The following is a 25,386-nucleotide window of genomic DNA, read 5'->3' on the forward strand; positions in this document are numbered from 1 at the left end:
GGGCGGGACAGGGAGAAGAGACAATGGGCGTACCCAGGTACCTGCAGGTTCTGTGGGAGAGCAAGTGGCTGCTGCTGGTCGGCGTGCTCGTCGCCGCGGTCGCGGCGTTCTTCGCGGGCTTCGCGATCGTCGACGGCAAGGTGCAGTCACGCGCGGTGCAGGAGTACACGGCCGAGACCACGCTGCTGGTCTCGAGCCCGTCGAGCGACATGTACCAGGCCGTCATCCCCGGCCAGGCGCTCGTCGAGGGGCAGACGCTCCCGGAGGAGACCGACCTGACCTCCAAGGCCATCCTGTACGCCTACATCATCAGCGGCACCGACATGCGCGAGCGCGTCGAGACCCAGGTGGGCGCGTTCAGCGACACCGAGGGACTCACGGCCCTGCGCCGCACGACGCAGCCGGGCGGCGACGAGGCCTTCCCCGGGCGCTACACGCTCCCCATCATCGCGGTGGTCGGCGGCTCGACGTCGCCCGATCGGGCCGAGGAGATCTCGGACGCGGCCGCCCAGCTGTTCATCGAGGACGTCCTCGCGCAGCAGGACGAGTCGAACATCCCCAACGGCGATCGCGTCGTGCTCTCGGTGCTCGACACGGCGACCGCCGAGGAGGTCGAGGGCTCCAACCCGGCCATCCCGATCGCGATCACGTTCGTCGGCGTCTTCCTGCTGTTCGTCGTCGCCGCGTTCATCGTGGCCGGCGCCCGGAGCTCTCGCGCCCGCAAGAAGGCCCTGGCGGCCGAGCAGGCCGACGGCGCCTCCGAGACGCCGGAGGATGCCGAGGAGGCACGGTCCGACGAGCCCGTCGCCGATTCGGGTGCGACGCGCCGGTCCCGCGCGGCACAGGGCACCTCCGAGGAGCCGGAGACGACCCCCGACGAGGAATCCACCGTCGAGCACGAACCGTCGTACACGCCCTGATCGGCTCGGATCGTGACCCACCTGGCTCCGATCGACTCCGACGCGACGCCGTCCGCGGCGACCGGTGACGAGACCGCCCCGGCACGCACCGGCGTGCGCCAGCTGATCGCCGGCGCCATCGTCGCCGTGATCGCCGTGGCGTCGGTGCTGCTGCTCCCCCCGCTCATCGCCGGGGCGGTGCTGCTCACCGTGGCCCTGCTGTACCTGGCGCGCCGGCTGGTGTTCTCGTGGATCGGCGGACTGACGATCCTCGTGGCGGTCGTCATGTTCATCCCGGTGCGGCGGTACTCGCTGCCGATCCCCCTCCCGTTCGCGCTCGAGCCGTACCGCGTGGTGCTGATCCTGCTTCTGATCGCGGTCCTGGGCGCCCTCGTCCTGGACCGCACGCGGCGCTGGCAGCCCGTGGCGTTCGGGTGGCCCATCGGGATCTTCGTGGGGACCCTGATGCTGTCGGTCATCGTCAACGGCACCAGCCTGGTCGAACAGAACCTCGCCTCGACGGCGGTCGGCGCGCTCGTGAACTACGGCATCCTCCTGTCGACCTTCTACATCGTGCGGCAGCTCGTCACGACCGAGCGCATCGTGATGGGCCTGCTCACCGGTCTCGTCTGGTCGGGCGTCATCGTGGCGATCCTGGCGACCTTCGAGCGGGCCACGCGCGTGAACGTGTTCTGGCGGCTCTCGACGTTCCTGCCGCTGGACCTGCTCACCGACGAGAGCGCCGCGTTCCGCGCCGGCGGCTACCGCTCGTACGCCTCGGCCCAGCATCCGATCGCGCTGTCGGTGATGCTGTGCATGCTCATTCCGATCGCCATCTACCTCGCCCGCTACGGTGCGCGACCGGTCAACGACATCAACCGCCGCATCGCCTACGGCGGCGCCGTGGTCTTCCTGCTGCTCGGCGTCCTGTCGGCGGTCTCCCGCACCGCCGTCGTGGTGCTGGCCGTGATGGTGCTCCTCGCCCTCATCCTGCGCCCGATGCTCGGGGTCACCCTCATCGCCCTCGGACTGCCGGCGCTGGTGGCCGGGTACCTGATCCTGCCCAAGGTCTTCGACACCCTGATCGGGTCGTTCCTCGACGTGGACTCGCTCATCGCGTCGCAGAAGACCTCGGCCGGGTGGGGCGGGGCCGGTCGCCTGGCGGACCTGGAACCGGCCATGGCGCTGGCCCGGCAGCATCCGTTCTTCGGGACCGGCGTCGGAAGCCGCATCGTCATCGGCGACGACGCCAACGCGTTCATCCTCGACAACCAGGTGCTGGGCACGCTGCTGGAGGCGGGCGCGGTCGGCGTGATCGGCCTCGCCGTCCTCGTCCTCACCCCGCCGATCATGCTGCTCAGATACGCCTTCACGACGGCGCGGCACGCGCCGCGCTATGCGATGCTCGCGTTCACGCTCTCGGTGTCGATGGCCGGGTACATCGCGGCGCTGTTCTTCTACGACGCGTTCGGCTTCTATCAGACCTTCTTCGTCCTGATGTTCCTCTTCGCCTGCGGCGCGTGGCTGCTGACGGCGAGCCCGCCCGCGATCGCCGCCCGCGACGGCGCGCCGGTCGCGACGGAGGGGACGGCGGACCCGGTCGCCGCGGAGAGTCCCTCGTGACGCGGATGAGCGTGATCGTCCCCGCCCACGACGAGGGCGCGCTCGTGCGCACCACCCTCGAGCGGATGCTGGCCGAGGCGGCACCCGGCGAGTTCGAGGTCGTGGTGGTGGCCAACGGCTGCTCCGACGACACCGCGGCCCAGGCTCGCGCCGTCCCGGGGGTCGAGGTCGTGGAGATCGACCGCGCGTCGAAGATCGCCGCGCTCAACGCCGGCGACGCCGTCGCCACCGTCCTTCCCCGCGCGTACGTGGACTCCGACGTCGCGATCGACACCGCCGCCCTGCGGGCGCTGGCCGACGCGCTGTCGTCCCCGTCGCCGGCGCGCGCCGCCGCGCCCGCGCTGCGGATCGACAGCTCGCGCAGCAGCGCGGCGGTGCGCGCCTACTACCGGATCTGGGCCCTGTCGGACTACCGGGCGAGCGGGCACATCGGCTCCGGGGTCTACGCCGTCAACGCCGAAGGGCGCGCTCGGTGGGAGGCGTTCCCGGACGTGATCGCGGACGACCGGTTCGTCCAGCAGCGCTTCCTCCCCGACGAGCGGCTCACGCTCCCCGGGCATTCGTTCACCGTCGCGGCGTCCCGCGACATGGGCTCCCACATCCGTCGGGGCGTGCGGATCGAGCGCGGCAACCGCGCGCTTCCCGCCCAGGTCCAGCTGGCCGGCCAGGATCCGGCGGCGGTGCGGTACGCGCGCCTGCTGCGCCGCGTCGGCGCCCGCCCGTCGCTGTGGCCGAGCCTGCCCGCGTACGTCTACGGCTTCGGCATGGTGCAGCTCAAGGCGCGTGCGGAGCGCCGGAGCCCGGTGTCGTGGGCGCGCGACGACAGTCTGCGATCGGCGGCGAGGGCATGAACACGGTTCCGTCGAATCTCAGCCACCGCGCCTCGCGCGGTGCGGCCGTGACCGCCGGCGGACTGTGGCTGAAGACGCTCATCCAGCTCGCCTCGACGATGATCCTCGCGCGTCTGCTGGAGCCGAGCGACTTCGGTCTCGTCGCGATGATCATGGCGATCGTCGGCGTCGCCGACCTCGTGCGCGACTTCGGACTGACCGGCGCGATCGTCCAGTCGCGCAACCTCAGCGACCGGCAGTGGTCGAGCCTGCTGTGGTTCTCGACACTGCTCGGCACGGTGCTCATGATCGCGGTCGCCGCCGCCGCGCCGCTCATCGCCGTGCTCTACGGCGAGCCCCGGCTGGTCGTCCTCACGCTCGCCATCGCGCCGACGCTTCTGGCCAACGGTCTCGCCATGCCCATGCAGGCAGCCGTCCAGCGCCGCCTCGAGTTCGGCACGCTCGCGATGATCGACGTCGTCGCGATGGGCGTCGGCGTGGTGCTCTCGATCGTCACGGCGTGGATCGGCTGGGGGGTCTGGTCGCTCGTCGTGCTGGCCGGCGCCGGGCAGGTGTACCGGCTGATCGCGCTCTGGATCGCCGCGAAGCCGCGCTTCGGACCGCCGCGCATCAGCCGCGACATCCGCCCGTTCGTCAGCACCGGCGGCAGCATCTTCGGCGTCCAGCTTCTCAACTACGCCGCGCGCAATCTCGACAACGTCATCATCGGTCAGCAGCTCGGTTCCGCCGCCCTGGGTCAGTACTCCCGCGCCTATGCGCTGTTCCTGCTGCCGCAGCAGCAGCTGACCGCGCCGCTCGGACGCGTCGCGCTCCCCGTCCTGTCCCGGCTGCAGGACGACGGCGAGCGATACCGCCGCTACGTGCGCAACGCCCTCGCCGTGATCGGCTACCTGGCCCTGCCGGCGTATGCCATCGCCGCCGCCGTCGCGCAGCCGCTCATGTTCGTCCTCCTCGGGCCCGGATGGAGCGCGGCGGCGGACGTCTTCGCGCTGCTGGCCATCGCCGGCGTCGCGCAGGCGGTCGGGAACGTGCAGGGGTGGCTGTACATCAGCCTGGGCCGCGCTCACCGCCAGCTCGTCTACTACCTCGTGACCAGGCCCATCGTCATCGCGTCGTTCTTCGTGGGCATCGCCTGGAACGGCATGAACGGGCTCGCCCTGCTCTACGGTCTGGTCACCGCGACGCTGCTCGTGCCCGGCTTCGCCGTCGCGATCCGCGGGACGTTCCTGCGCGGCTGGACCGACATCGCCGCGCCGCTGGTTCGTCCCGCGCTGGTCGCCGCCCTGTCGTTCGGGGCGGCCTACGCCACGGCCCTGTGGACCGCGGGGCTCCCCGAGCTGGTCCAGGTGATCGCCGGCGGCCTCGCCGGCGCCGCGGTGCTCGCCGCCGCGGCGATCCTCCCGGTCTACCGGCGCGACTACGCGATGATGCTCGACTTCGTCCGCAAGGCGCGCAAGCCGCGCGGCGGCGAACCCGCCAAGGCTCCTGGCTCCGACCTCCCGGTCGACGCGCCGGCGGCCGCCCTCGGGGTCGACGAGCCGTCGCAGGCCGAGATCGAGACGGCTGAGAGCGTCGCGCGTGAGAACGAGTCGCGCCACGAGGAGGAACGACGATGAGACGACACCGCGCACTCGCCGCTACCGCGCTGGCGGCATCCGCCCTCGTCGCAGGCGGGTGCGCCGCGACCGCTCCCGAGCCCACGACGACGCCGGTCGCGGTCACCGAGACCCCGCGGAGCGCGCCCGCGGTCGGGGCGATGGCGGTCGTCGGCGATTCCATCACGCTGGGCGTCTCGGCCTGCGGCTCGCAGGAGGCCTGCCCGCAGGCATCGTGGGCGGTCGGCTCCGAACCCGAGGTGGACTCGATCGTCCAGCGGATCAACGACGAGCTCGGGGCGAATCCGCGCGCGACGCCCATCGCCCGCCTGGGTGCGGGCGTCGACTACGGCGTGGACTCGGTCGATCTCATCGCCTCGACGGGCGCCGACCTGGTGCTGATCCTGCTCGGCGCGAACGACGCCTGCAAGCCGACCGTGGACGAGGTGACACCCCCCGCCGAATTCGCCGCCCAGTATTCGGCGATGCTCACCGGCATCGCCGAGGCGCTCCCCGACACCCGGATCGTCGCGCTGTCCGTTCCCGACGTCCTGCGCCTGTGGGAGCTGGGTCGCACCGATCCCGAGACGGTGGCGATGTGGGGGGCGAGCCCGTCGTGCCGGTCCCTGCTCGCCGAGGCGGACTCGGACGCGACCGCGGACGTCGAGCGACGCGCGGCGATCGAGGAGACCGTGGACGCCTACGACGCCGCGATCATCGCCGCGTGCGATGCCGTCGAGCAGTGCACGTCGGACGACGGCGCCGTCCATGCCGTGCGGTTCGAGGTGGAGCACGTGTCGGCGATCGACAGCTTCCATCCGTCGATCGCCGGCCAGGCCGCGCTCGCGGACGCCGCCTGGCCCGTCGTGGCGAGCGCGATCTCGCCGTAGGGCTCAGGCGGCCAGACGCATCGCCGGCGCATCGCGCGGCACGACCGAACGCCGGGCCGCCTCGCGGATCACCGTGGCGTCGAGCTCCTCGGGGGAGCTCATGAACGCCAGTCCGCGCGCCTGCATCTCGCGCGCGATCTGGACCTGGTGGTCGTCGACGTGCTCGCCGTGGGCTGCGCGGCGCGGCACGAGGATGGGGAACTTCCCCTGCTCGAACGCGGTGATCGCCGAGCCCGTGCCTGCGTGGGCGATGACGACGTCGGCGTCCCGCACCGCGGCGTTCAGCTCGTCGTGCGAGACGCGGGAGCGGCCCTGGAGACCCCAGGGCGACAGATCCTGCGGACCGGACTGCCACAGGACCTCGTCGCAGTCCGTCAGCAGCGGGACGACCGCGTCGTACAGGCGATCGAACCCGTAGCCCTCCTGCGTGCCGACCGTGACCACAGCGCGTCGGATGCGCTCGGGCGGATCCGTCCGCGGGCCTTCGCCGAACCCGTCGTAGATCGATCCGGCGTACGACCACCGCCCGCTCTCCCACGCCGGGTACTGGGTGTACGTGCGGATCCCTCGGATGCGCTCGAGGATGCGGCCCGACATGCTGGGGCCGTCCGCACGCGCCGCGCTCTCGATGTAGTGCGCGCTCGCTCCGCGGGCGACCGCCATCGGCAGCACCGCCACGGCCGGGCTCGACCCCGTGCTGAACGCACGGTCGTAGCGGTGCTGCGACATCACACGGAGCGCGAGCATGCTCAGTCGTGCGAGGTTCCCGACGTCGCGCGGCGCCACGAACGGAGCGTAGTGGACTTCGCGATCGGCCAGCAGCGAGCTGGACAGCCCGTTCTCGAACGTGATCCACACCTGGTCGTCGGGATCGACGCCGAGCCGTTCGGCCAGCGTGAAGAGCTGCTTGAGGTGTCCGCCGCCCGAGCAGACCATCATCGCCTTGGACATGTCGATTCCTCTCAGTAGGCGCCGTCGTGCCGGAACAGCTGGACCACGGTTCTCATCACCAGCAGCAGATCGCCGGTGAACGACCAGTTCTCGACGTAGTAGAGGTCCAGGCGCACGCTCTCTTCCCAGCTGAGATCGCTTCGCCCGCTCACCTGCCACAGCCCGGTGATGCCGGGCTTGGAGATGAGGCGTCGAGTCTCGTGCCCCTCGTACGACTCGACCTCGCTCGGCAGCGGCGGCCGCGGCCCGACCAGGCTCATGTCGCCTCGGAGCACGTTCCACAGCTGCGGCAGCTCATCCAGCGAGAAGCGGCGCAGAACACGGCCGACGCGGGTGATCCGCGGATCGTGCCGCATCTTGAACAGGACGCCGTTGCCCTCGGAGCGGTCGGCGAGCGACGCCAGGCGCGCCTCGGCATCGACCACCATCGAGCGGAACTTGAGCATCGTGAACGTCGAGCCGCCGACCCCGACACGCTCCTGGCGGAAGATCACCGGCCCGCCGTCGTCGAACCGGATCAGCAGCGCGATCACGGCGAAGACGGGAGAGAGAACCAGGAGGCCGGCGCCGGCGGCCACCATGTCGAAAGCCCTCTTCAGCGAGTGTGCGAATCCCGAGTACTGGGGGAGCTGGACGTGCACCATCGGAAGGCCCGAGACGGGTCGCAGGTGGATCCGCGGTCCGGCCACATCGGTCAGTCGCGACACGAGGATGAGCTCAGCCCGCGAGTTCTCCAGCGCCCAGCCCAGCTCGCGGATGCGGTCGCGCCCGCCGGGCAGGTCGCCGGCGACCATCAGCGCCTTCACGCGCGAGCCTCTGGTCGCCGCCACGACGCCGTCGAAGGGCACGCGCGGCAGGCTGGACAGCGCCTCGCGGACCGGGGCGGGCGCGGCGTCCAGCCGGTCGGTCAGCGACACCGCCACCGGCCGGTACCCCGCACGCACACTGCCGCGCAGCTCGCGCACCGTGCGGTCGACGTCGACCGCCGCTCCGACCACCATCGCGCCCGTGAGGCACCGCCCGTCGCGCCGGAGCGCGAGCAGCACTCGGCGCCACACCAGGCGGTTGCCCATCAGGAGCGCGAGTCCGAGCGGCATCGCGACCGCGACGTACCCGCGCGCGAAGTCGATCTGCGCGACGTAGCACACGATCGCGACCGCGCCGAAGGCGAACAGCGTCGCGTTCAGCACCCGCTGGTACTCGGTGAGGCCCTCGCCCACGATGCGCTTGGCGCGGCTCTTGACCGCCCACAGCGACAGGATCCACACCGTGGCGATCGACAGGCCCGCCAGCACGTAGCCGAGTGCCGTGGACGCGCTCCACTGAGACACGGACCCGAAGCGCACGAACGACGCGACCACGAGCGACAGCGTCACGGCGACGACGTCGCCGGCGAGCATTCCGCCGACCAGACGCGGGTACCAGGCTGCCGCGCGCGGCTGCGCCGGGACGATCGCGATCGCGCCGGTGCGCGGCCGCCGTTCCGCCGACGGCGGCACGGACTGGCTCAGGAAACTCATGTAGACCCCCCGACATGAGAATCAGGAGGGACGACATCGGCCCAGCGGTGACCGCCGCACGGCGTGTGGCGGGTGTGACGTGGATAGCGCGAGTGGTGCGTGCGACGCGACGGCCAGAGCGGCTTGCTTGCGTCGGTCTCAGGTTAGGACGCCCGCACCGGGCGGTCCAGAGCCTGAGCCGGGTTTCACGTCAGCGACGGCATTTCTTCACATCTCGGTAACAATTCGGATCGGTGGGTCAGCGCGAGGATCGCCCGGTGTCGCGCCGCCCAGCTGTGCTGCGCGATGAACGCCGAGCGCTCATCCTCGCCCATCGCCCCGATCTCGAGGGCGCGGTCGACCGTCGCCCCCATCTCACCTGTGCTGGGTGCGACCAGGACCCGGTCGTCGATGCCCCGGATCGGCGGCAGGTCGATCGAGACCACCGGGAGCCCGGCGGCGAGATACTCGTACACCTTCAGCGGGCTCATCGCCTCGGTGAGCGGCGTCCGCCGGTGCGCCAGGAGCGAGAGCTGGCAGTTGCGCAGGACCGACACCAGCTCGGTCCGCCCGACGCCCGGATGCACGTGCACGTTGGGAAGGCGGTCGAGGGGGCGCACGTAGTCGGGGTCGGGCGCCGGTCCGAGCAGCACGATGTGCAGATCGGGGCGCGTGGCGGCGAGCTGTGCGATGCCCTCGACGTCCAGGCGCTGGTCCAGTGTCCCGGCGTACACCGCCCGGGGGGTCGGGATGGCCTCGAGCCACCGCGGAGCGGGCGGCACCGGCCCTGCCCATTCCTCCGGTTCGACGCCGTTGGGCACGACCGCGCGCGGCCCGAGGGGGTCGATCCGGTCGATGATCTGCTGCGACACCGCGGCGACGGCGATCTCGGATTCCCGAATCTGGCGGTACGCGGCGAGGTAGGCCGGCCAGTATCGCTGCCGTCCTGTCGAGCTCGGCCAGTCGTCGCGTCCGAAGTACGTCACCGACGACGCCCACGCGAACGGGCAGAAGGCGGCGACGAGGGGATTCGTCGTGATCACGGCCGGGCTGCGCAGCCCCATGCGCTCGGCCTCGCGGCGCAGCGCGGCATCGTAACCGCGGTAGGTGCGCACGATGCTCTTGCCGATGGGATCGGCGCGCCGGAATCGCGTGGGCGTCACCAGACGGCGACGGGGCGACTCGGGGAAGGCCGGCCCGTCGCGACGCAGGCGCCGGCCGAGCACGCTGAAGTGCGAGCGGAAGGGGTTCGCCACCAGCAGGCCGTCGACGTCGTCGGACGCCATGAGCGTCTGCAGGATGCGGTCCGGCGGACGCATCATCCCGCGGTGCACGGCATCCGCGTACGTCTCGTAGGAGAAGGTGAAGACGACATCGCGGGCGCTCATCCGACCAGCTCCCGGATCACGCGCGCCGGGGATCCGGCGGCGACCGTGCGCGCAGGCACGTCGCGGGTGACGACCGAGTTGGCCCCGATGACGGCGCCCGCCCCGATCGTCACGCCCGGCATGACGACGACGTTCTGCCCGAGCCAGGCGCCGCGCCCGATCCGCACGGGCGCGATCCGCTCGAGGGGCTGGTCCCGCACCGGCACGCCCGGCTCGTCGAAGCCGTGCATGTGGTCGGCGATGTAGACACCGCGCGCGAGTCCCACCGCCTCCTCGATGACGACGCTGGTGACGGCGGCGATCGAGGTCTGGTTCATCCGGACGCGGTCGTGGATGAAGATCACCGGACCATCCGCGTCCAGTCGCGGGACCATGAACCACGACGAGGGGCCGATCAGCACGTTGTCCCCGATCCACACCTTGTGCGGATTGCCCGCGCGGAAGGGGAGCATGATGCGGCTCCCCGACCCGAGCCCCGCGAATCCGCCCCGGACGAAGCCGGTGTAGGCCGCGTCGCGCAGCCGCATCGCGTTCTGCACGATCGTCATGCCGTTCATGCCGCCACCTCGTCCGAGTCCGGGATCGCCGCCGCCATGCCGTCCACGTTCCGCCACGCGCGCGAGACGACCTCGTCGCGGGCGGCGAGGATCCTCGATCGCAGCGAGTCCTCCTGGGCGATGACGGCCTGAACCGCCGCGGGGAGGTCGTGGTCGAAGTCGTCGCCCGGGGCGATGCACAGCTCCGGCGTGCCGAACAGATCCATCAGCCCCTCCACCTTCCCCTGCGTCGCGACCGTCAGCGCCGGCGTCCCGGCGGTGAGCGACATGACCGCCAGATGCATCCGCCCGGTCACGACGACCGAGGCCCGGGCTCCGAGGGAGCGGATCTCGGGCGGCGTCAGCAGCTCAGGCACCAGGACCACGCCCGCATCCGCGGCGAAAACGTCGGCCAGCGCCGTGCACAGCGGGATGTCATCCGCTCCGTGCCGCGAGACGTGCGGGACGATCAGGACCCGTCGCCCGCTCTCGCGCAGTCGCCGGATCGCGTCGGCGTAGCCGCCGAGCCTGGCGCCGACCAGTCCCGACGCGTTCACCAGCGCCAGCGGCTCCTCCGGCGCCAGGTCGGGGAGAAGCCGGTCGACCACCCCGGGATCGCGGGACGCGGCGGTGAAGACGATGTCCGCACTGTCCTGCGCGCGCAGTCCGTCGCCCCGCGCACGCTCGGCCGATCGCGGGTCCCGCACGTAGAGGACGGAACCCGCTCGATCGGCCGACCGCAGCGCGTCCAGCGCGACAGCGGCCGGCGCCGCGTTCCAGCTGAAGCCGATGACACGGCAGTCCCATCCGAGCTCGGCGAAGCGACGCGCCAGGAGTGCGCGGCCGACCGATGCCCGGGCGACGTACGCGCCGTCCATGATGTCGGCTCCGAGGATCGCGAAGGTCGCCGCCCCGGCGACCGCGGAGTTCAAGCGCCGCAGGTCGCGGGCTCGGCCGACGGCCGACCCGTACACGAGCGCGGGCAGTGCCACGGTGCGCATGCGCGGGGCGAGCCGCTCCGGGATGTCGATGTCGTCCGGCGCGCGGACGATGACCGTCACGGGGCCCTCCACCGCCTCGACGAACGCCTCCACGAGCGCCTGATCGCCGATGTTCCCCCGTCCGGGCGGGGCCAGGACGACATGGCCGTCGCCCCCGGCCGACGGTGCGGCGTGCAGCGCCACGCGGTCCACCGCCCTCAGCGCAGCGGGGCTGCGCAGCGGTGCCAGAAGCCAGGCGGGAGGTCTCATGCTCATACGCTCCAGATACGTGCGAGGCGGTCGTCCGACGGCATGGGGGTGCGGGCTTCGAGCCAGTCCGCATCGATGGAGCTGAGGGATTCGTCGCTGCGGAACGAGCCCGAGGCGCTGCGGACGCGGGCGGCGTCGCCCGAGACCACGGAGTCGACCACCGACTTCCACTCGCCGCGCACACCGCCGATGAACGTCGAGCCCTCGGCGGACAGGATGCCGACCGTCCCGACGCCGTTGACCGCGGTCGGCAGGCCCGAGGTGAAGGCGTTCGCCTCGCCGGGCAGCGGATACCGCTGGAGCATGCGGTCCCCGGCGACCACGAGCGAGTTCTGGAACACGACGTTCGCCGCGTTGCTGGACGGGATGAACGCCGCGTTGGTCGACGCGAAAATGACGGAGTCGACGATCGAGATCCGGTTCTGGGTGGGGTTGCCCGACAGCTGCAGGGAGTCGCAGTGCGCCTGGGATCCATCGGGCTTGTAGGACGGCGCGATGTAGCAGCCGACCACCGAGATGCCGTCGATCTCGTTCTCGCCGGTGCGGAACGCCCAGGCGTCGGACTCGATCAGCTGGGCCTCGGGCGACACGCACTCCACGAGCTCGACGTCGCTCACCGGCCCCGAGGATCCGGCCGACACGTTGAACGCACGGCCCTTCGACCAGGCCCAGGCCACATCCTGCACCGACGTCAGCACGACGCTGCCGGGGTAGAGCCAGAATCCGACGAACGAGACGCCGGTGACGCCGTCGATCCGGATCGAATCGGTGATCTCGATGCTCGCGGCGCCGTCGCGCGGCATGACCAGCACGCGGGACGACCGGTCGGCGGTCCCGACCCCGTGGATGACCGGCGGCTTCGAGGACCCCGCCCCGTAGCCGGGAAGCTCCCCGGGCTTGACCAGCACGCATCCGCGGCCGTCCTGGGTCCGCTCGGCGACGTACTGGATCGCGTTCGAGATCTCCTGCCAGTCGCACTCGGCCTCGACGAGCAGGTCGAACTCGTCGCCGGGGACCGGCGTCCGGCTCGGCCAGTGCCGCCCGGTCGGGCCGTACGCGGCGGCGGCCAGCGGGCCGTCGGGATCAGCCGTCGGACTAGCGGTCGCGGCCGCGGGCTTGGTCGCCGTCGGGCGGGGTGTCGCTGCGGTCTCAGATCGTGGCGCGCACGCGACGAGGGCGGCCGGCGCCGACGCGAGGATCGCGACCACGACGGCGCGACGGGAGATATCGCCCATTCGCCCGTCCAATCACTCGAATTCCGTGTTGGACCCCATCGGCCTGGTCGCACGTGCAGAGCACCGCGACGCCTCCAACTTACGGAGCGAGTGATTCGCGCAGGTTACGCGGAGGCAAACTCCGCGCACCGATCGGCGTGCGCTCAGATGGCGCGGATGTTCTCCGCCTGCAGGCCCTTCGGACCCTGCGCGATGTCGAACTCGACGCGCTGGTTCTCCTCGAGCGAGCGGTACCCCTTGGCCTGGATGGCCGAGAAGTGCGCGAACACGTCGGCACCGCCGTCATCGGGTGCGATGAACCCGAAGCCCTTCTCCGAGTTGAACCACTTCACTGTGCCCTGCGTGCTCATCCAACGCCGTCCTGTGCGATCGCCCCACGCCGACGGCGCGAGATCGATTCCACGCTAGCCAATTCGCCCCGCGTCTCGGCAACCCCTGTGGAATTCAGTGACACAAACGTTGCACAACGATGACGGGCCCATCGCGCGCCCGGGCTGAGCGATGCTCGAAGCCCGGGCGCCGACGGATCCCCCCGGATAGGTCACGCCGTAAGCGTGACATGTCGACTCTACCGCCCGAGGGGCCTTCCCGTCGGGCGAAAAAACGCAGTTCGCGTATGTTTTCCGCACCGGTCGCCGTCCTCTTTCCGGGCCGGCGGCCGCAGACCGCCCGCCATCGGCGCGGGGCGTACACTTGTCGCACTCATGTCGCCCTCGCTCTCACGCCTCGACCCCACGGGCACCGTCCTCGGAGACGAGGTCTACCGCCGCCTGGGCGAGGCGATCCTCGGCGGCGAGCTCGCGCCCGGCGAGCGGCTGCGCGATCACGACCTGGCCGAGCGGCTGGGGGTCTCGCGGACGCCGGTGCGTGAGGCGCTGCAGCGCCTCGAGGTCAGCGGCCTCGTCGAGGTCATCCCGCACCGCTACACGCGTGTGTCGATCCCGAACGACAAGGCCCAGGCCGACACCTTCGCCCTCATCGCCTATCTGATGGGCAACGTCGTGCACATCCTGTGCACGACCGGCTGCTCGCCCGACGTGGTGACAGATGCTCTCGACGACGCCGACGACATGATCGCCGCCTCCCGCGCCGACGACCACCGGGCTCTCGCGGTCTCCAGCTTCGCCTTCTTCGAGCAGCTCACGCGCGCCGCCGGCAACATCGCGATCCTGCGCTTCATGCAGGCCTCCGAGTTCGCGCTGCGGCGCCACCTGCAGCGGTGGCAGCCCTGCATCGACGACCCCGTCGCGCGCACCGGCCTCTACATCGACCTGCGCGAGGCGATCGTGACCCATGACGGCACGCGCGCCGAGGCCGTGCTGCGACGGCTGCACGGCCTGGCCTGACGCCGCGCGGCTCGCTAGCGTGGGCCACGTGGCCCACATCGAGCTCCGCGACGTCGACGAAGACGACGTCGACGCCATCTTCGAGATGATGCGCGACCCCGAGGCGATCGCGATGGCCGCGTTCACGGCCTCGGACCCCGACGACCGCGCGGCCTTCGACGCATGGTTCGCGCGGGTGACCTCCTCACCCGACGTGACCTACGTCGTCGTCACCGAGGACGGCGGCTTCGCCGGCACCGCGGCGACCTTCACCGTCGGGGACGACCGCGAGGTCACCTACTGGATCGCCCGCCACGCGTGGGGACGCGGTGTGGCCGGCGAGGCGCTGCACCAGCTGGTCGCCCACGAGCCGGTGCGGCCGCTCTTCGCGCGCGTCGCCGCGCGGAACGCGGCATCCATCGCGGTCCTGCGCAAGGCCGGGTTCACCGAGGTCTCGCGCAGCACCGCGTACGCTCCCGGCGTCGGGGAGGACGTCGAGGAGATCGTCTTCACCCTCGTGCCGAACCTCGACGGCGCCTGACGTTCCACGGGAAGCATCCGTCCGCCCGGAAACGGCGAAAGGGCCCCCGTCCGGGAGCCCTTTCGACCTTCTGTGCGCGAGGGGGGAGTTGAACCCCCACGCCCTTTCGGGCACTGGCACCTGAAGCCAGCGCGTCTGCCTATTCCGCCACTCGCGCGAGTCGCGGGATCCGGGGATCCCCGCGAACTCAACCTCCCGATCGTATCACGGCGTCGCATATGCTCCGAACCGAGGGCCGGTCCCGGCCTGGGACTCCGCTCCGCGCGGACTGTGCAATTAGCATGATTCAAACCGGCACCCCAGCCCGAGGAGCCTCGTGGGACTACTTGACAGCTTCGAGAAGGGTCTCGAGCGCGCTGTGAACAGCGCGTTCGCCAAGACCTTCCGCAGCGGCATCCAGCCGGTCGAGATCGCCTCGGCCCTGCGCAGCGAGCTCGACAAGCAGGCCGCCGTGGTCTCTCGCGACCGCATTCTCGCGCCCAACACCTTCACCGTCCGCCTGTCGCCGACCGACGAGACCCACATGTCCGGGCTCGGCAGCGCGCTGAGCGACGAGCTTCACACGCTCGTCACCAAGCATGCGAAGGCGCAGGGCTACACGTTCGCCGGCCCGGTCTCGATCACGCTGCAGCGAGACGACCAGCTCTCCACCGGAACGCTCCGCGTCGACAGCTCCACAGCCGTCGGCCGCGTATCGTGGCGCGGCGTGCTCGAGATCGACGGGACGCGGCATCCGCTCGTGAAGTCGCGCACGGTGATCGGCCGCGGCTCCGACGCCGACGTGACCATCGCCGACTCGGGAGCCAGCCGCAAGCACGCCGAGGTGCTGTGGGACGGCGAGCGCGGCATGGTGCGCGACATGAACTCGACCAACGGGACCAAGCTCGACGGCCAGAAGATCAGCGAGGCGCCGCTGGCGGCGGATTCGACCATCACGATCGGCCGCACCGATATCGTGTTCCGCGTGGTGGCGCAGGCGGCTCCCCCCAAGCCGCCGCTTCCCGATGCCACCCGCGCCTACGACATCCGCGAGCAAGGGCCCCTGACGTGAGCGAACTGACCTACCTGCTGCTCCAGATCGGCTTTCTGCTGCTGCTGTGGTTCTTCGTGTTCTCGGTCGTGTACTCGCTGCGCGCCGACCTGTTCGGCGTGAAGGTGAGGAAGATGCCGGACGCCGCGCCCGCGGCGGCACCGGCGGCCGCGGCCGCGGCGACCGCGACGTCGCGCCCGGCGAGCGCGCCGGCCCCGCAGAAGGGCGGCAAGGCGACCGTGGACGCCGTCTCGCGCATCGTCATCACGAGCGGCCCCAAGGCCGGACTCGAGCTGCCGCTGGGCGACGAGCCGCTCACGATCGGGCGATCCAGCGAATCCGGACTCGTCATCCGCGACGACTACACCTCGAGCCACCACGCCCGCCTTCTGCTGTGGGGCGAGCAGTGGATGATCCAGGACCTCGACTCGACCAACGGCACGTCGCACGACGGCGTCCGCGTCAGCACTCCCGTCCCCGTCATCGTGGGCGCACCCATCAAGGTGGGCGCGACCACGTTCGAGCTGCGGAAGTAACGAGCGGTCCCTCCTCCATGGTCTTCCAGGGTTCGAGCGCGGCGATCTCGCACACCGGGCGGGTGCGCTCCAACAACCAGGACTCGGGCTATGCGGGCTCGAACCTGTTCGTCGTCGCCGACGGCATGGGCGGTCACGCCGGCGGCGACGTCGCCTCGAGCGTCGCGGTCCACCGGCTGGAGCAGATCGACCATCCGTACGACGGCACCGCGGCGGCCGAGCGGGAGCTGCGCGACTCGATCGTCGACTGCGCCACCGAGCTGATCGACACCGTGGTGCGCCGTCCGGAGCTCGCGGGCATGGGCACGACGGTCAGCGCGCTGATGATGGTCGACGAGTACGCGGTCATCGCGCACATCGGCGATTCGCGCATCTACCTCTACCGCGACGGCGCGCTCACCCAGATCACGACGGACCACACGTTCGTCCAGCGGCTGGTGGACTCCGGCCGGATCACGCCCGAGGAGGCGCGCTACCACCCCCGCCGGTCGGTGCTCATGCGCGTGCTCGGCGACATGGACCCCGACCCCGAGGTCGACACGTTCATCATGCCCACCGAGCCCGGCGACCGGTGGCTGCTGTGCTCCGACGGGCTGTCGGGCGTCGTCGACGACGCCCACACCTCCAAGGCGCTCGCGCTGGGCCTTGCTCCCGGACGCACGGCCGACATGCTCCTCAAGCAGGCGCTGGACGGCGGCGCACCGGACAACGTGACGATCGTGCTGGTGGACGTCGGGGGAGCGCACCCGGTGTTCTCGGGCACGCCGTCGATCGTCGGATCGGCGTCCACGCCCGAGGGCGTCGAGGTGCCCGCCGCCCGTCCCGGACGCACGAGCTGGCTGCACCCCGGACGGCAGGCCGCCAACGAGCCGACGCACTTCGAGCCGGCCGCGGAGTTCCTCGAGGAGCTCATCGAGGAGGACCGCCGCCGCGCGCGCCGCCGCCGGCTGGGGTGGATCGCGGGCCTCGTCCTCGTGCTCCTGCTGCTGACGGCCGCGCTGTTCGGCGCCTACCAGTGGTCGCAGACCCGGTACTTCATCGGAGCGGATGCCGACTCGGTCGTCATCTACCGCGGAATCCAGCAGGATCTCGGCCCCTTCCCCCTCTCGACCGTCTATGAGGACACCGGCATCCTGCTCGATGATCTGTCGCCGTTCACGCGGGCTACGGTGGAGAACACCATCAGCGCGGACTCCCTCGAGAACGCACACGCTGTGGTCGACCGACTACGCGCCGTCTCGGGAGGTGACTGATGACCGCCACGGACCAGCTGAGCACCGACACCGCGGTGGTCCGCGCCCTCAAGCGCATCCACGTCCCCCAGACGCAGCGCAACCGCGAGCTGTTCCTGCTGATCTTCGCCTTCGCGGTCAACGCCGCCGCCGTCGCGCTCGTGCAGCTGGGGGCGCTCGGCGCCATCGACTGGACGTTCCTCGTCTACTGCGGCGGCCCGACGGCGCTGATCCTGGCGCTGCACATCGTGCTGCGGCTCGTCGCCCGGGACGCGGATCCGTTCGTCGTGCCCATCGCGACGCTGCTGACCGGAATCGGGCTGGCGATGATCTACCGGATCGACATCGCCGGCGACCGGCACGGGTGGGACGCCTTCTCGACCCGCCAGCTCGCGTGGGCGGCGATCGCCCTCGTGCTGACGATCGCGGTGGTCATCGCGCTGCGCAACTACCGCGTGCTGTTCCGCTACACGTACATCTCGGGCCTGGCCGCGATTCTGCTCCTGCTGCTGCCGCTGGTCCCGGGCCTCGGCACCGACGCGAACGCGGACGTGTGGGTGTCGTTCGGGATCTTCTCGTTCCAGCCCGGCGAGATCGCGAAGATCCTGCTGGCCATCTTCTTCGCGGGCTATCTCGTGCGCACCCGCGAGAGCCTGTCGTCGGTCGGCACGCGCTTCCTGTGGATGACCTGGCCCCGCGCTCGCGAGCTCGGCCCGCTGCTGGTGATCTGGCTCGTCTCGGTCGGCATCATCGTGATGCAGCGCGACCTCGGCACCGGGCTCCTCATCTTCGGCATGTTCGTCGCGATGCTCTACGTCGCGACCGGCAAGACCAGCTGGGTGCTCATCGGCGTCTCGCTCGCGATCGTCGGGGCGGTGCTCGCCGCGCAGGTGCTCACGTACGTCGGCTGGCGCTTCAACAACTGGCTGAACGCCTTCGACCCCGAGGTCATCGACGCGACCGGCGGCAGCTATCAGCTCGTCCAGGGCATCTTCGGCCTCGCCCACGGCGGGCTGCTGGGCACCGGCCTCGGACAGGGCCGGCCATACCTCACGCCGGTCGCCGAGAGCGACTACATCTTCGCGAGCCTCGGCGAGGAGCTGGGGCTGATCGGCGTGTTCGCGATCCTGTGCCTGTACATGGTGTTCGCCAGCCGCGGTGTGCGCATCGGCCTGGCGGGGCAGGACGACTTCGGCAAGCTCCTGGCGACGGGACTGTCCTTCACGCTCGCGCTGCAGGTGTTCATCATGGTCGGCGGCGTCACGCGCGTCATCCCGCTGACGGGACTGACGACGCCGTTCCTCGCCGCCGGAGGCTCGTCGCTCGTGGCGAACTGGATCATCGTCGCGCTGCTGCTGCGCATCTCGGATGCCGTGCGCTCGCGCCCGCGGGTGGTGATCGGCTGACATGACCAAGGAGCTTCGACGGCTCAGCATCATCATGCTGCTGATGTTCCTCGCCCTGTTCGCCGCGACCAGCGTGATCCAGGTCGTACAGGCCGAGACCCTCGCCGAGAACCCGCGCAACACCCGCGCCCTCTACGACTCGTACGAGGTCCAGCGCGGCTCGATCATCGCCAGCGGGTCGGCGATCGCGACCTCGATCCCCTCCGGCGACGTCTACAGCTGGCAGCGGGTGTACACCGATGCCGACATGTGGGCGCCCGTCACCGGCTTCATCAATCCCGCCCTGGGCTCGTCGACCGGCATCGAGCGCGCGATGAACGCCGTCCTGTCGGGCCAGGACGACTCCCAGTTCTTCGCACGGCTCGAGCGGATCTTCACGGGCCAGCCCCCGCGGGGCTCGAACGTCGTGCTGTCGCTCGACACCGCGGTGCAGCGAGCGGCCTACGAGGCACTGGAGGGTCTGCAGGGAGCGGTGATCGCGATCGAGCCGTCGACCGGACGCGTGCTGGCGATGGCGACCAGCCCCAGCTACGACACCAACGTGCTGGCCTCCCACGACTCCGCGGCGGTCAACGCGTCGTACGACGAGCTCCTCGCCAACGCGAACGATCCGCTCTACAACCGCGCGATCGCCGGCGACCTGAATCCGCCCGGTTCCACCTTCAAGCTGGTCACCGCGTCGGCCGCCCTGGCGTCGGGCGAGTACACGCCGGAGTCGACGCTGCCGAATCCCGCGACCTACACGCTCCCCGGTTCGACGACCGCCATCCGCAACGCGGGCGGGGGGACGTGCGGTGGCGGCTCCGAGGTCACGATCGCCGACGCGCTGCGCCTGAGCTGCAACATCCCGATGGCGGAGCTCGCCGTCGAACTCGGCGACGCCGCCATCCGCGAAGAGGCCGAGAAGTACGGGTTCAACCAGTCGTTCGAGCTGCCGCTGGTCTCGACCCCGTCGAGCTACCCGCGCGCACTCGACGACGCCCAGACCGCGCTCACCGGCTTCGGCCAGGGACAGGTGACGGCCACGCCGCTGCAGATGGCGATGGTGTCGGCCGGGATCGCCAACGGCGGCGTGGTGATGGCGCCGCGCATGGTCGACCGCGTCATCGCGGCGGACCTGTCGGTGCAGGAGACATTCGAGGACACCGAGTACGGTCGCGCCCTCGATGGGAACCTCGCTTCCGAGATGGTTGCGATGATGGTCGCCAATGTCAGTGAGGGCGTCGCATCGGGTGCAAGAATAGACGGGGTCGAGGTGGCCGGGAAGACCGGCACCGCGGAGAACGGAGACGGTGAACCGTACACGCTGTGGTTCACCGGATTCGCCCCGGCTGACGATCCCGCCGTCGCCGTAGCCGTAGTCGTCGAAGACGGCGGAGGTCTGGGACAGTCGGGAAGCGGCAACACGATCGCCGCGCCCATTGCTAAGAAGGTCATGGAGGCGGTGCTGGGACGATGAGACCGACGCAGGGTGTGACCTTCGGCGGCCGCTACGAGCTGGACTCTCGGATCGCCATCGGCGGCATGGGCGAGGTGTGGGAGGCGACCGACCACGTCATCGGCCGCACGGTCGCGATCAAGATCCTCAAGGACGAGTACATGGGGGATCCGGGCTTCCTCGAGCGCTTCCGCGCCGAGGCCCGGCACGCCGCCCTCGTCAACCACGAGGGCATCGCGAGCGTCTTCGACTACGGCGAGGAGAACGGCAGCGCGTTCCTGGTCATGGAGCTCGTGCCCGGCGAGGCCCTCTCGACGATCCTCGAGCGCGACAGCACGCTGTCGACCGACAAGACGCTCGACGTCGTCGCGCAGACGGCCGCGGCGCTCCAGGCCGCGCACGCCGCGGGTCTGGTGCACCGAGACATCAAGCCCGGCAACCTGCTGATCACGCCCGACGGCCGCGTCAAGATCACGGACTTCGGCATCGCGCGCATCGCCGATCAGGTGCCGCTGACCGCGACCGGCCAGGTGATGGGCACGGTGCAGTACCTGTCGCCCGAGCAGGCGTCGGGTCACCCGGCGTCCCCTGCGACCGACATCTACTCGCTCGGCATCGTGGCGTACGAGTCACTCGCCGGCAAGCGCCCGTTCACGGGCGAGTCGCAGGTCGCGATCGCCATGGCGCAGATCAACGAGCAGCCCCCGCCGCTGCCGCCCACGGTCGCCGAGCCCGTGCAGAACCTCGTGATGGCGATGATCGCCAAGAAGCCCGAGGACCGGCCGGCCTCCACCGCCGCCGTCGCACGCGCGGCGACGGCCCTCCGCCGCGGCGACCTCGCGGCCGCTGCCGCCGCCGTGCCCGCCCTCGCGGTCGGCGCAGCCGCGTTCGCCGACGACACGACCAAGCTGATGTCGAGCGAGGACACCGCCGCCGCGACCCAGCTCATGGCCGCCCCGGTGCCGCTCGAGGGCGAAGAGGAACTGGCCGAGCCCAAGAAGCGCAGCCCGTGGACGTGGCCGCTGATCGCGCTCATCGTGCTGCTGCTCCTCGTGCTCGGCGGCACGATCTGGGCGCTCGTGGCAGCGGGCCAGGGCTCGCCGACGCCGTCGCCGAGCGCGAGCAGCGAGTCGCCCACGCCGACCCCGACGAAGACGCCGACGCCGACCGAGGACGGCCGCGTCAACGTCAGCGAGCTCGACCTCGTGGGCAAGACCTGCGATTCCGCGCGCTCGGTCGTCGAGGACGCGGACCTGGTCGCCAGCTGCGTCTCCGGCGACGCGGCGCCGTCGGCCGACCAGGAGAACGTCGTCTACAGCGTCGATCCGACCGGCCGTGTGGAGCCGGGCACCACGATCACGCTGACGTACTACTCTGCACAGCAGGCGATGACGCAGCCCGCGGCACCGATCCTGAACGCGGCGACCGTGGCACCGGATGCGACGATCGAGGTGTCCTGGGAAGGGTACTCCTGCATCACCGGGGCGGGCTCCGTGAGCCGATACGACTTCACCGCCACCCCCGCTACCAACGGCACGTTCGACGTGAACGGCAGCTCGACCGCGTCGTTCCTGCCCACCGATCGCAACGCGATGATCACGATCCCGTCCGGTGCGTCCGGCACGCTCATCGTCACGTACACGGTGACCTGCTCGGGCGGCTCGTCGGGAACGCGCACGTCGGACGCCTCGCCGGAGGCGACCGCGACGATCGTCGCCGCGCCGACGACCTCGCCCACCGGCACCCCCTGACGCGTCCACAGCCCGACGCTCGCCCCGTCGGGCCTCGGCTAGTCTTGCGGAAGGTTCTGACAGGGGAGTGACGTTGACAGCTGCGACGCGCGTGCTTGCCGGCCGCTATCGGGTCGATGAGCCCATCGGGCGCGGCGGGATGGCGAGCGTCTTCCGCGGCTACGACCTCACGCTCGGCCGCGAGGTCGCGATCAAGGTCCTCGACCGTGAGCTCGCCGGCGACAACGCCTTCCGAACCCGGTTCCGGCTCGAGGCGCAGGCGGCGTCGCGCATGTCGCACCCGACGATCGTGCGCGTGTACGACGCCGGCGAGGACTCCGAGACGCTGACGGACGGCACGACCCGCGCTGTGCCGTTCATCGTCATGGAACTCGTCCGCGGCCGGCTGCTGAAGGACGTCATCGCCGACGGGCCGGTTCCCGTCGGGGATGCCGTGCGCTACGTCGACGGCATCCTCGAGGCGCTCGAGTACTCCCACCGCGCCGGCGTGGTGCACCGCGACATCAAGCCGGGCAACGTCATGATCACCGCCGCGGGCCAGATCAAGGTCATGGACTTCGGGATCGCCCGCGCGGTGTCCGACAGCTCGTCGACCGTCGCGGAGACCACGGCGATCATCGGCACCGCCGCGTACTTCTCGCCCGAGCAGGCCAAGGGCGAGCCCGTCGACGCGCGCGCGGATCTGTACTCCACCGGCGTGGTGCTGTACGAGATGCTGGCGGGACGCCAGCCCTTCCGCGGCGAGACTCCCGTCGCCGTCGCCTACCAGCACGTCTCCGAGCCGCCGGTGGCGCCGTCCGAGATCAACCCGAGCGTCCCGCGGAGCCTCGACGCCGTCGCGATGCGTGCTCTCGCCAAGGATCCGTTCCAGCGGTACCAGGACGCCGCCGCGTTCCGCTCGGCGCTGGACGCCACCGTCGACAGCAAGGCGCCGTCGAAGCGTCAGATGGGTGCGCTCACCAGCGAGCTGTACGGCGAGAACCCCCGCCAGGCGGCCGAGACGGCCCGCTCCCTGCGTCAGCTGAGCACCGACACCACGATGAAGCGGACGCAGTCCGGGCCGCCCGTCGCCTGGATCTGGACCGGCGTGGCCCTGCTCGCGGTCCTGCTGATCTCACTCCTGTTCTGGGTCCTCTCGATCCAGCCGGGGACCGAGGTGCCGTCCAGCGCCCGCATCGTGCCGGACGTGAGCGGCATGACGTACGAGCGCGCCACCGGCGAGCTCGGAGCCGAGGATCTGGTGGCGTTCCGCGTCGATGAGCCGAATTCGGACGTCGCGGACGGGAACGTCATCCGCACCGAGCCGATGGCGGGCGAGTCGGTCAACCCCGGCCAGGAGATCCGCGTCTACGTCTCCGAGGGACAGGAGATGGCGACCGTCCCCGACATCCAGGGTCTTGGCCTCGCAGCCGCCGAGCAGGCGCTCGGCGATGCCGGACTCACGCTCGGTTCGGCGAGTTCCCAGAACGACCCGGACCTCGCCGAGAACACGGTGATCTCCTCCGACAAGAACGCCGGAGCTTCGGTCCCGGTCGGCACGGTGGTCAACGTCGTCGTCGCGTCCGGTCGCGTGACCCTCGTCGACGTCACGGGGTACACGCTCGACGCGGCCCAGCGCGATCTCGAGGCCATCGGACTCGAGGTCTCCACCTCCGAGGACCCCGGCTGCGCCGCGACGACTCCGCCGACCGTCTCGAACCAGTCGCTGACACCCGGCGACGTGCCGATCCGCTCCGCGATCACGCTCACGTACTGCACCGGCACATCCTGAGCGCGGCGGCTCACCGCTGCGGATGCAGCCGCGCGCCGATCCCGGGCGCCTCGGCGTAGCCGACGCGGGCGAGCCAGTTGCCGAGCAGCCGGTAGCCGGAATCGGTCAGCACGCTCTCGGGATGGAACTGCACGCCCTCGATCGGCAGCGTCCGATGTCGCAGGCCCATGATCACGCCGCTGTCGGTGCGGCTGGTGATCACCAGTTCGTCCGGCACCGTCTCGGGCAGCACGGCGAGGGAGTGATAGCGGTTGGCGGTGAAGGGCTCGGGCACACCCTCGTAGAGCGACGACCCGTCGTGGTGCACCGGCGATGTCATCCCGTGCATCAGCTCGGGGGCGTGATCGACCCTCGCCCCGAAGGCCTCGGCGATCGCCTGGTGCCCGAGGCAAACACCCAGCACCGGGATGCCGGCGTCCGCGGCCGCGCGCACGATCGCGGTGGATGCCCCCGCGCGCTGCGGAGTGCCGGGTCCGGGCGAGACGAGCACGCCGCGACGCCCGCGGACGAGGGCCGCCGGGTCGTCGACGGCATCCGCCTCGACCATGTCGGTCTCTGCGCCGAGTTCGTGCAGATAGCCGACGAGAGTGTGGACGAAGCTGTCGTGGTTGTCCACGACGAGCACGGGTGCGGGGTGCGCGGTCATCATTCGACCGTGACGTCCTGGGGTGCGACGATGTCGCTGATCCAGGGGAAGGCGTAGAAGAAGAGCCCGTACAGCACGGCGGCTACGAGGACGACCAGGATGAGCACCCGGACCCACCACGGACCCGGCAGCACACGCCACAGGGCGGCGTACATCATGCACCTCCTGCGAGCGAAGCGGGCGGGCCGCCGGCGCGCGGCGTGAACGACTCGAACACGCTGTACGCGATGATCCGCTCTGCCGCGGAGTAGAGCGGACTGCAGCTGGTCATCGTCATGTATCTCGTACCCGCCGGAGTGTCGGGTGCCTGCGGCACGGGCAGAAGCACGTCGGTGGCATCGGGGCGCACGTACTCGAGCGTACGGAACCGGTACGTGTACCACCCGACAGCGGTCTCGATGACGAGGGGGTCTCCCACGCGCAGCTCGGCGATGCGGTTGAAGGGCGCTCCATACGTGGTGCGGTGTCCCGCGACGGCGAAGTTCCCGATCTCACCCGGCATCTGCGTGCCGGGGTAGTGTCCGATCCGCTGGCGATCGAGCGTTCCCGCTCGCGTCACGCCGCCGGCCATCGGGACCGCGTAGTCGCTGCCGAATCTCGGGACGTGGAGGACGGCGAAGTCTTCGGTGCCCGACGGCTCGGCGAGGATGATCGGTTCGACATCTTCGGTGTCCTCCGGTGCCGGCGTCGGGATCGGTGCGGCGGTCGGGGTCGGTACCGTGATCGGGGTTGGCGTCGCGGCATCCGTCTCGGCGAAGCCGTCCGCCCACGTCTCGGAGAGTTCGTTCCCCTGCGCGTTGGCCTGGGCCCCGTAGATGACGTCGCCGAGCCACAGCTGCCAAGCGACGTAGAGAAGGAGGATGACGCCGACGGTCATCAGGAGCTCGCCGATCACGCCGATGACCGTCGCCGGACGGTGACGCGTCGATATGCTCACGGAGCCCCGCCTCTCGGCGCGCGACGATGTCCGGTCCTCCTCCACATCGGGATTCT

The 25,386-nt window shown here is 70.8% G+C and carries 24 protein-coding genes and 1 tRNA gene; 14 read left to right on the forward strand and 11 right to left on the reverse strand.

The genetic code is table 11. The annotated features are described in order from the left end of the window. Window positions 1-23 precede the first annotated feature (23 nt). Genes HD594_RS02895 through HD594_RS02915 form a run of 5 tightly spaced genes read left to right on the forward strand, consistent with a single transcriptional unit; the run spans window position 24 to window position 5,858 of the window. On the forward strand, window positions 24-920 hold the full coding sequence (locus tag HD594_RS02895; RefSeq protein WP_184749533.1) for a YveK family protein: 897 nt from the start codon (window positions 24-26) through the stop codon (window positions 918-920). 12 nt (window positions 921-932) lie between these two features. Continuing rightward, window positions 933-2,522, forward strand: a complete 1,590-nt coding sequence (locus tag HD594_RS02900) for an O-antigen ligase family protein (protein WP_184749534.1) — start codon at window positions 933-935, stop codon at window positions 2,520-2,522. Window positions 2,523-2,527: 5 nt separating this feature from the next. After that, complete coding sequence (locus HD594_RS02905) at window positions 2,528-3,373, forward strand: glycosyltransferase family 2 protein (RefSeq protein ID WP_246414190.1); 846 nt, start codon at window positions 2,528-2,530, stop codon at window positions 3,371-3,373. Beyond that, on the forward strand, window positions 3,331-4,989 hold the full coding sequence (locus HD594_RS02910) for an oligosaccharide flippase family protein (RefSeq protein ID WP_184749536.1): 1,659 nt from the start codon (window positions 3,331-3,333) through the stop codon (window positions 4,987-4,989). The genes HD594_RS02905 and HD594_RS02910 overlap by 43 nt, the downstream gene beginning before the upstream one ends. After that, window positions 4,986-5,858, forward strand: coding sequence for an SGNH/GDSL hydrolase family protein (locus HD594_RS02915; RefSeq protein WP_184749537.1), 873 nt, complete (start codon window positions 4,986-4,988; stop codon window positions 5,856-5,858). The genes HD594_RS02910 and HD594_RS02915 overlap by 4 nt, the downstream gene beginning before the upstream one ends. Before the next feature lie 3 nt (window positions 5,859-5,861). Here HD594_RS02915 and HD594_RS02920 read toward each other — a convergent pair whose 3' ends face one another. The 7 genes from HD594_RS02920 to HD594_RS02950 all read right to left on the reverse strand — a co-directional run bounded on the left by HD594_RS02920 (window position 5,862) and on the right by HD594_RS02950 (window position 13,067). Beyond that, a complete protein-coding gene (locus tag HD594_RS02920) occupies window positions 5,862-6,809 on the reverse strand; it encodes a glycosyltransferase (protein ID WP_184749538.1) in 948 nt (315 codons plus the stop codon). Window positions 6,810-6,820: 11 nt separating this feature from the next. After that, on the reverse strand, window positions 6,821-8,329 hold the full coding sequence (locus HD594_RS02925; protein ID WP_184749539.1) for a sugar transferase: 1,509 nt from the start codon (window positions 8,327-8,329) through the stop codon (window positions 6,821-6,823). Between the two features lie 185 nt (window positions 8,330-8,514). Next, window positions 8,515-9,696: a glycosyltransferase gene (locus tag HD594_RS02930; RefSeq protein WP_184749540.1), complete on the reverse strand. Its 1,182-nt coding sequence runs from the start codon at window positions 9,694-9,696 to the stop codon at window positions 8,515-8,517. Continuing rightward, window positions 9,693-10,253, reverse strand: coding sequence for an acyltransferase (locus HD594_RS17640; protein WP_184749541.1), 561 nt, complete (start codon window positions 10,251-10,253; stop codon window positions 9,693-9,695). The genes HD594_RS02930 and HD594_RS17640 overlap by 4 nt, the downstream gene beginning before the upstream one ends. Beyond that, window positions 10,250-11,482: a polysaccharide pyruvyl transferase family protein gene (locus HD594_RS02940; RefSeq protein WP_184749542.1), complete on the reverse strand. Its 1,233-nt coding sequence runs from the start codon at window positions 11,480-11,482 to the stop codon at window positions 10,250-10,252. The genes HD594_RS17640 and HD594_RS02940 overlap by 4 nt, the downstream gene beginning before the upstream one ends. Before the next feature lie 2 nt (window positions 11,483-11,484). Further along, the gene (locus HD594_RS02945; protein ID WP_184749543.1) at window positions 11,485-12,717 is read right to left on the reverse strand and encodes a hypothetical protein; all 1,233 of its coding nucleotides are present in this window, start codon (window positions 12,715-12,717) and stop codon (window positions 11,485-11,487) included. A 143-nt stretch (window positions 12,718-12,860) separates the two neighbouring features. Next, on the reverse strand, window positions 12,861-13,067 hold the full coding sequence (locus tag HD594_RS02950) for a cold-shock protein (protein WP_184749544.1): 207 nt from the start codon (window positions 13,065-13,067) through the stop codon (window positions 12,861-12,863). A gap of 354 nt (window positions 13,068-13,421) precedes the next feature. On the opposite strand from HD594_RS02950, the gene HD594_RS17645 reads away from it, so the two are divergent. Together HD594_RS17645 and HD594_RS02960 are read left to right on the forward strand one after the other, a co-directional pair. Further along, window positions 13,422-14,063 (forward strand): GntR family transcriptional regulator, encoded by a 642-nt coding sequence (locus HD594_RS17645; RefSeq protein ID WP_184749545.1) that lies wholly within the window; start codon window positions 13,422-13,424, stop codon window positions 14,061-14,063. Window positions 14,064-14,091: 28 nt separating this feature from the next. After that, window positions 14,092-14,583 (forward strand): GNAT family N-acetyltransferase, encoded by a 492-nt coding sequence (locus HD594_RS02960; RefSeq protein ID WP_184749546.1) that lies wholly within the window; start codon window positions 14,092-14,094, stop codon window positions 14,581-14,583. A 73-nt stretch (window positions 14,584-14,656) separates the two neighbouring features. On the opposite strand, the gene HD594_RS02965 is transcribed toward HD594_RS02960, so the two are convergent. Continuing rightward, window positions 14,657-14,740 (reverse strand) — tRNA-Leu (locus HD594_RS02965). Between the two features lie 159 nt (window positions 14,741-14,899). Between HD594_RS02965 and HD594_RS02970 the strand changes: the two genes are divergently transcribed. The 7 genes from HD594_RS02970 (at window position 14,900) to pknB (ending at window position 23,747) form a co-directional block, all read left to right on the forward strand. After that, entirely contained in the window at window positions 14,900-15,634 is a 735-nt protein-coding gene (locus tag HD594_RS02970; RefSeq protein WP_184749547.1) for an FhaA domain-containing protein, read from the forward strand. Further along, window positions 15,631-16,149, forward strand: coding sequence for an FHA domain-containing protein FhaB/FipA (locus HD594_RS02975; protein ID WP_184749548.1), 519 nt, complete (start codon window positions 15,631-15,633; stop codon window positions 16,147-16,149). The genes HD594_RS02970 and HD594_RS02975 overlap by 4 nt, the downstream gene beginning before the upstream one ends. Before the next feature lie 17 nt (window positions 16,150-16,166). After that, a complete protein-coding gene (locus HD594_RS02980; RefSeq protein ID WP_184749549.1) occupies window positions 16,167-17,402 on the forward strand; it encodes a PP2C family protein-serine/threonine phosphatase in 1,236 nt (411 codons plus the stop codon). Then, complete coding sequence (locus tag HD594_RS02985; protein WP_184749550.1) at window positions 17,402-18,787, forward strand: FtsW/RodA/SpoVE family cell cycle protein; 1,386 nt, start codon at window positions 17,402-17,404, stop codon at window positions 18,785-18,787. Before HD594_RS02980 ends, HD594_RS02985 begins: the two co-directional genes overlap by 1 nt. A gap of 1 nt (window position 18,788) precedes the next feature. Beyond that, entirely contained in the window at window positions 18,789-20,246 is a 1,458-nt protein-coding gene (locus HD594_RS02990) for a peptidoglycan D,D-transpeptidase FtsI family protein (protein WP_184749551.1), read from the forward strand. Beyond that, a complete protein-coding gene (locus HD594_RS02995; RefSeq protein WP_184749552.1) occupies window positions 20,243-21,976 on the forward strand; it encodes a serine/threonine protein kinase in 1,734 nt (577 codons plus the stop codon). The genes HD594_RS02990 and HD594_RS02995 overlap by 4 nt, the downstream gene beginning before the upstream one ends. Window positions 21,977-22,049: 73 nt before the next feature. After that, on the forward strand, window positions 22,050-23,747 hold the full coding sequence (gene pknB / locus HD594_RS03000) for a Stk1 family PASTA domain-containing Ser/Thr kinase (RefSeq protein ID WP_184752488.1): 1,698 nt from the start codon (window positions 22,050-22,052) through the stop codon (window positions 23,745-23,747). 10 nt (window positions 23,748-23,757) lie between these two features. Here the strand turns inward: pknB and HD594_RS03005 are convergent, their stop codons facing one another. From HD594_RS03005 to HD594_RS03015, 3 genes are read right to left on the reverse strand one after another with little or no spacing between them, the layout of a single operon-like run. Beyond that, window positions 23,758-24,393 (reverse strand): anthranilate synthase component II, encoded by a 636-nt coding sequence (locus HD594_RS03005; RefSeq protein WP_221446539.1) that lies wholly within the window; start codon window positions 24,391-24,393, stop codon window positions 23,758-23,760. Next, complete coding sequence (locus HD594_RS03010) at window positions 24,393-24,551, reverse strand: hypothetical protein (RefSeq protein WP_184753010.1); 159 nt, start codon at window positions 24,549-24,551, stop codon at window positions 24,393-24,395. Before HD594_RS03010 ends, HD594_RS03005 begins: the two co-directional genes overlap by 1 nt. Continuing rightward, window positions 24,548-25,330, reverse strand: coding sequence for a class E sortase (locus HD594_RS03015; RefSeq protein WP_271171282.1), 783 nt, complete (start codon window positions 25,328-25,330; stop codon window positions 24,548-24,550). Before HD594_RS03015 ends, HD594_RS03010 begins: the two co-directional genes overlap by 4 nt. Window positions 25,331-25,386 lie beyond the last annotated feature (56 nt).

It is taken from the genome of Microbacterium thalassium (assembly GCF_014208045.1).
GTDB lineage: Bacteria > Actinomycetota > Actinomycetes > Actinomycetales > Microbacteriaceae > Microbacterium > Microbacterium thalassium.

What these genes read in the sequence shown, in the direction of transcription:
- HD594_RS02980 (WP_184749549.1), top strand. Translation starts at nt 16,167, where the DNA reads ATGGTCTTCCAGGGTTCGAGCGCGGCGATCTCGCACACCGGGCGGGTG.
- HD594_RS02920 (WP_184749538.1), bottom strand. Translation starts at nt 6,809, where the DNA reads ATGTCCAAGGCGATGATGGTCTGCTCGGGCGGCGGACACCTCAAGCAG.
- HD594_RS02985 (WP_184749550.1), top strand. Translation starts at nt 17,402, where the DNA reads ATGACCGCCACGGACCAGCTGAGCACCGACACCGCGGTGGTCCGCGCC.
- HD594_RS03005 (WP_221446539.1), bottom strand. Translation starts at nt 24,393, where the DNA reads ATGACCGCGCACCCCGCACCCGTGCTCGTCGTGGACAACCACGACAGC.
- HD594_RS02995 (WP_184749552.1), top strand. Translation starts at nt 20,243, where the DNA reads ATGAGACCGACGCAGGGTGTGACCTTCGGCGGCCGCTACGAGCTGGAC.
- HD594_RS02915 (WP_184749537.1), top strand. Translation starts at nt 4,986, where the DNA reads ATGAGACGACACCGCGCACTCGCCGCTACCGCGCTGGCGGCATCCGCC.
- HD594_RS02905 (WP_246414190.1), top strand. Translation starts at nt 2,528, where the DNA reads ATGAGCGTGATCGTCCCCGCCCACGACGAGGGCGCGCTCGTGCGCACC.
- HD594_RS02895 (WP_184749533.1), top strand. Translation starts at nt 24, where the DNA reads ATGGGCGTACCCAGGTACCTGCAGGTTCTGTGGGAGAGCAAGTGGCTG.
- HD594_RS02990 (WP_184749551.1), top strand. Translation starts at nt 18,789, where the DNA reads ATGACCAAGGAGCTTCGACGGCTCAGCATCATCATGCTGCTGATGTTC.
- HD594_RS17645 (WP_184749545.1), top strand. Translation starts at nt 13,422, where the DNA reads ATGTCGCCCTCGCTCTCACGCCTCGACCCCACGGGCACCGTCCTCGGA.
- HD594_RS17640 (WP_184749541.1), bottom strand. Translation starts at nt 10,253, where the DNA reads ATGAACGGCATGACGATCGTGCAGAACGCGATGCGGCTGCGCGACGCG.
- HD594_RS02925 (WP_184749539.1), bottom strand. Translation starts at nt 8,329, where the DNA reads ATGAGTTTCCTGAGCCAGTCCGTGCCGCCGTCGGCGGAACGGCGGCCG.
- HD594_RS02945 (WP_184749543.1), bottom strand. Translation starts at nt 12,717, where the DNA reads ATGGGCGATATCTCCCGTCGCGCCGTCGTGGTCGCGATCCTCGCGTCG.
- HD594_RS03010 (WP_184753010.1), bottom strand. Translation starts at nt 24,551, where the DNA reads ATGATGTACGCCGCCCTGTGGCGTGTGCTGCCGGGTCCGTGGTGGGTC.
- HD594_RS02940 (WP_184749542.1), bottom strand. Translation starts at nt 11,482, where the DNA reads ATGAGACCTCCCGCCTGGCTTCTGGCACCGCTGCGCAGCCCCGCTGCG.
- HD594_RS02930 (WP_184749540.1), bottom strand. Translation starts at nt 9,696, where the DNA reads ATGAGCGCCCGCGATGTCGTCTTCACCTTCTCCTACGAGACGTACGCG.
- HD594_RS02950 (WP_184749544.1), bottom strand. Translation starts at nt 13,067, where the DNA reads ATGAGCACGCAGGGCACAGTGAAGTGGTTCAACTCGGAGAAGGGCTTC.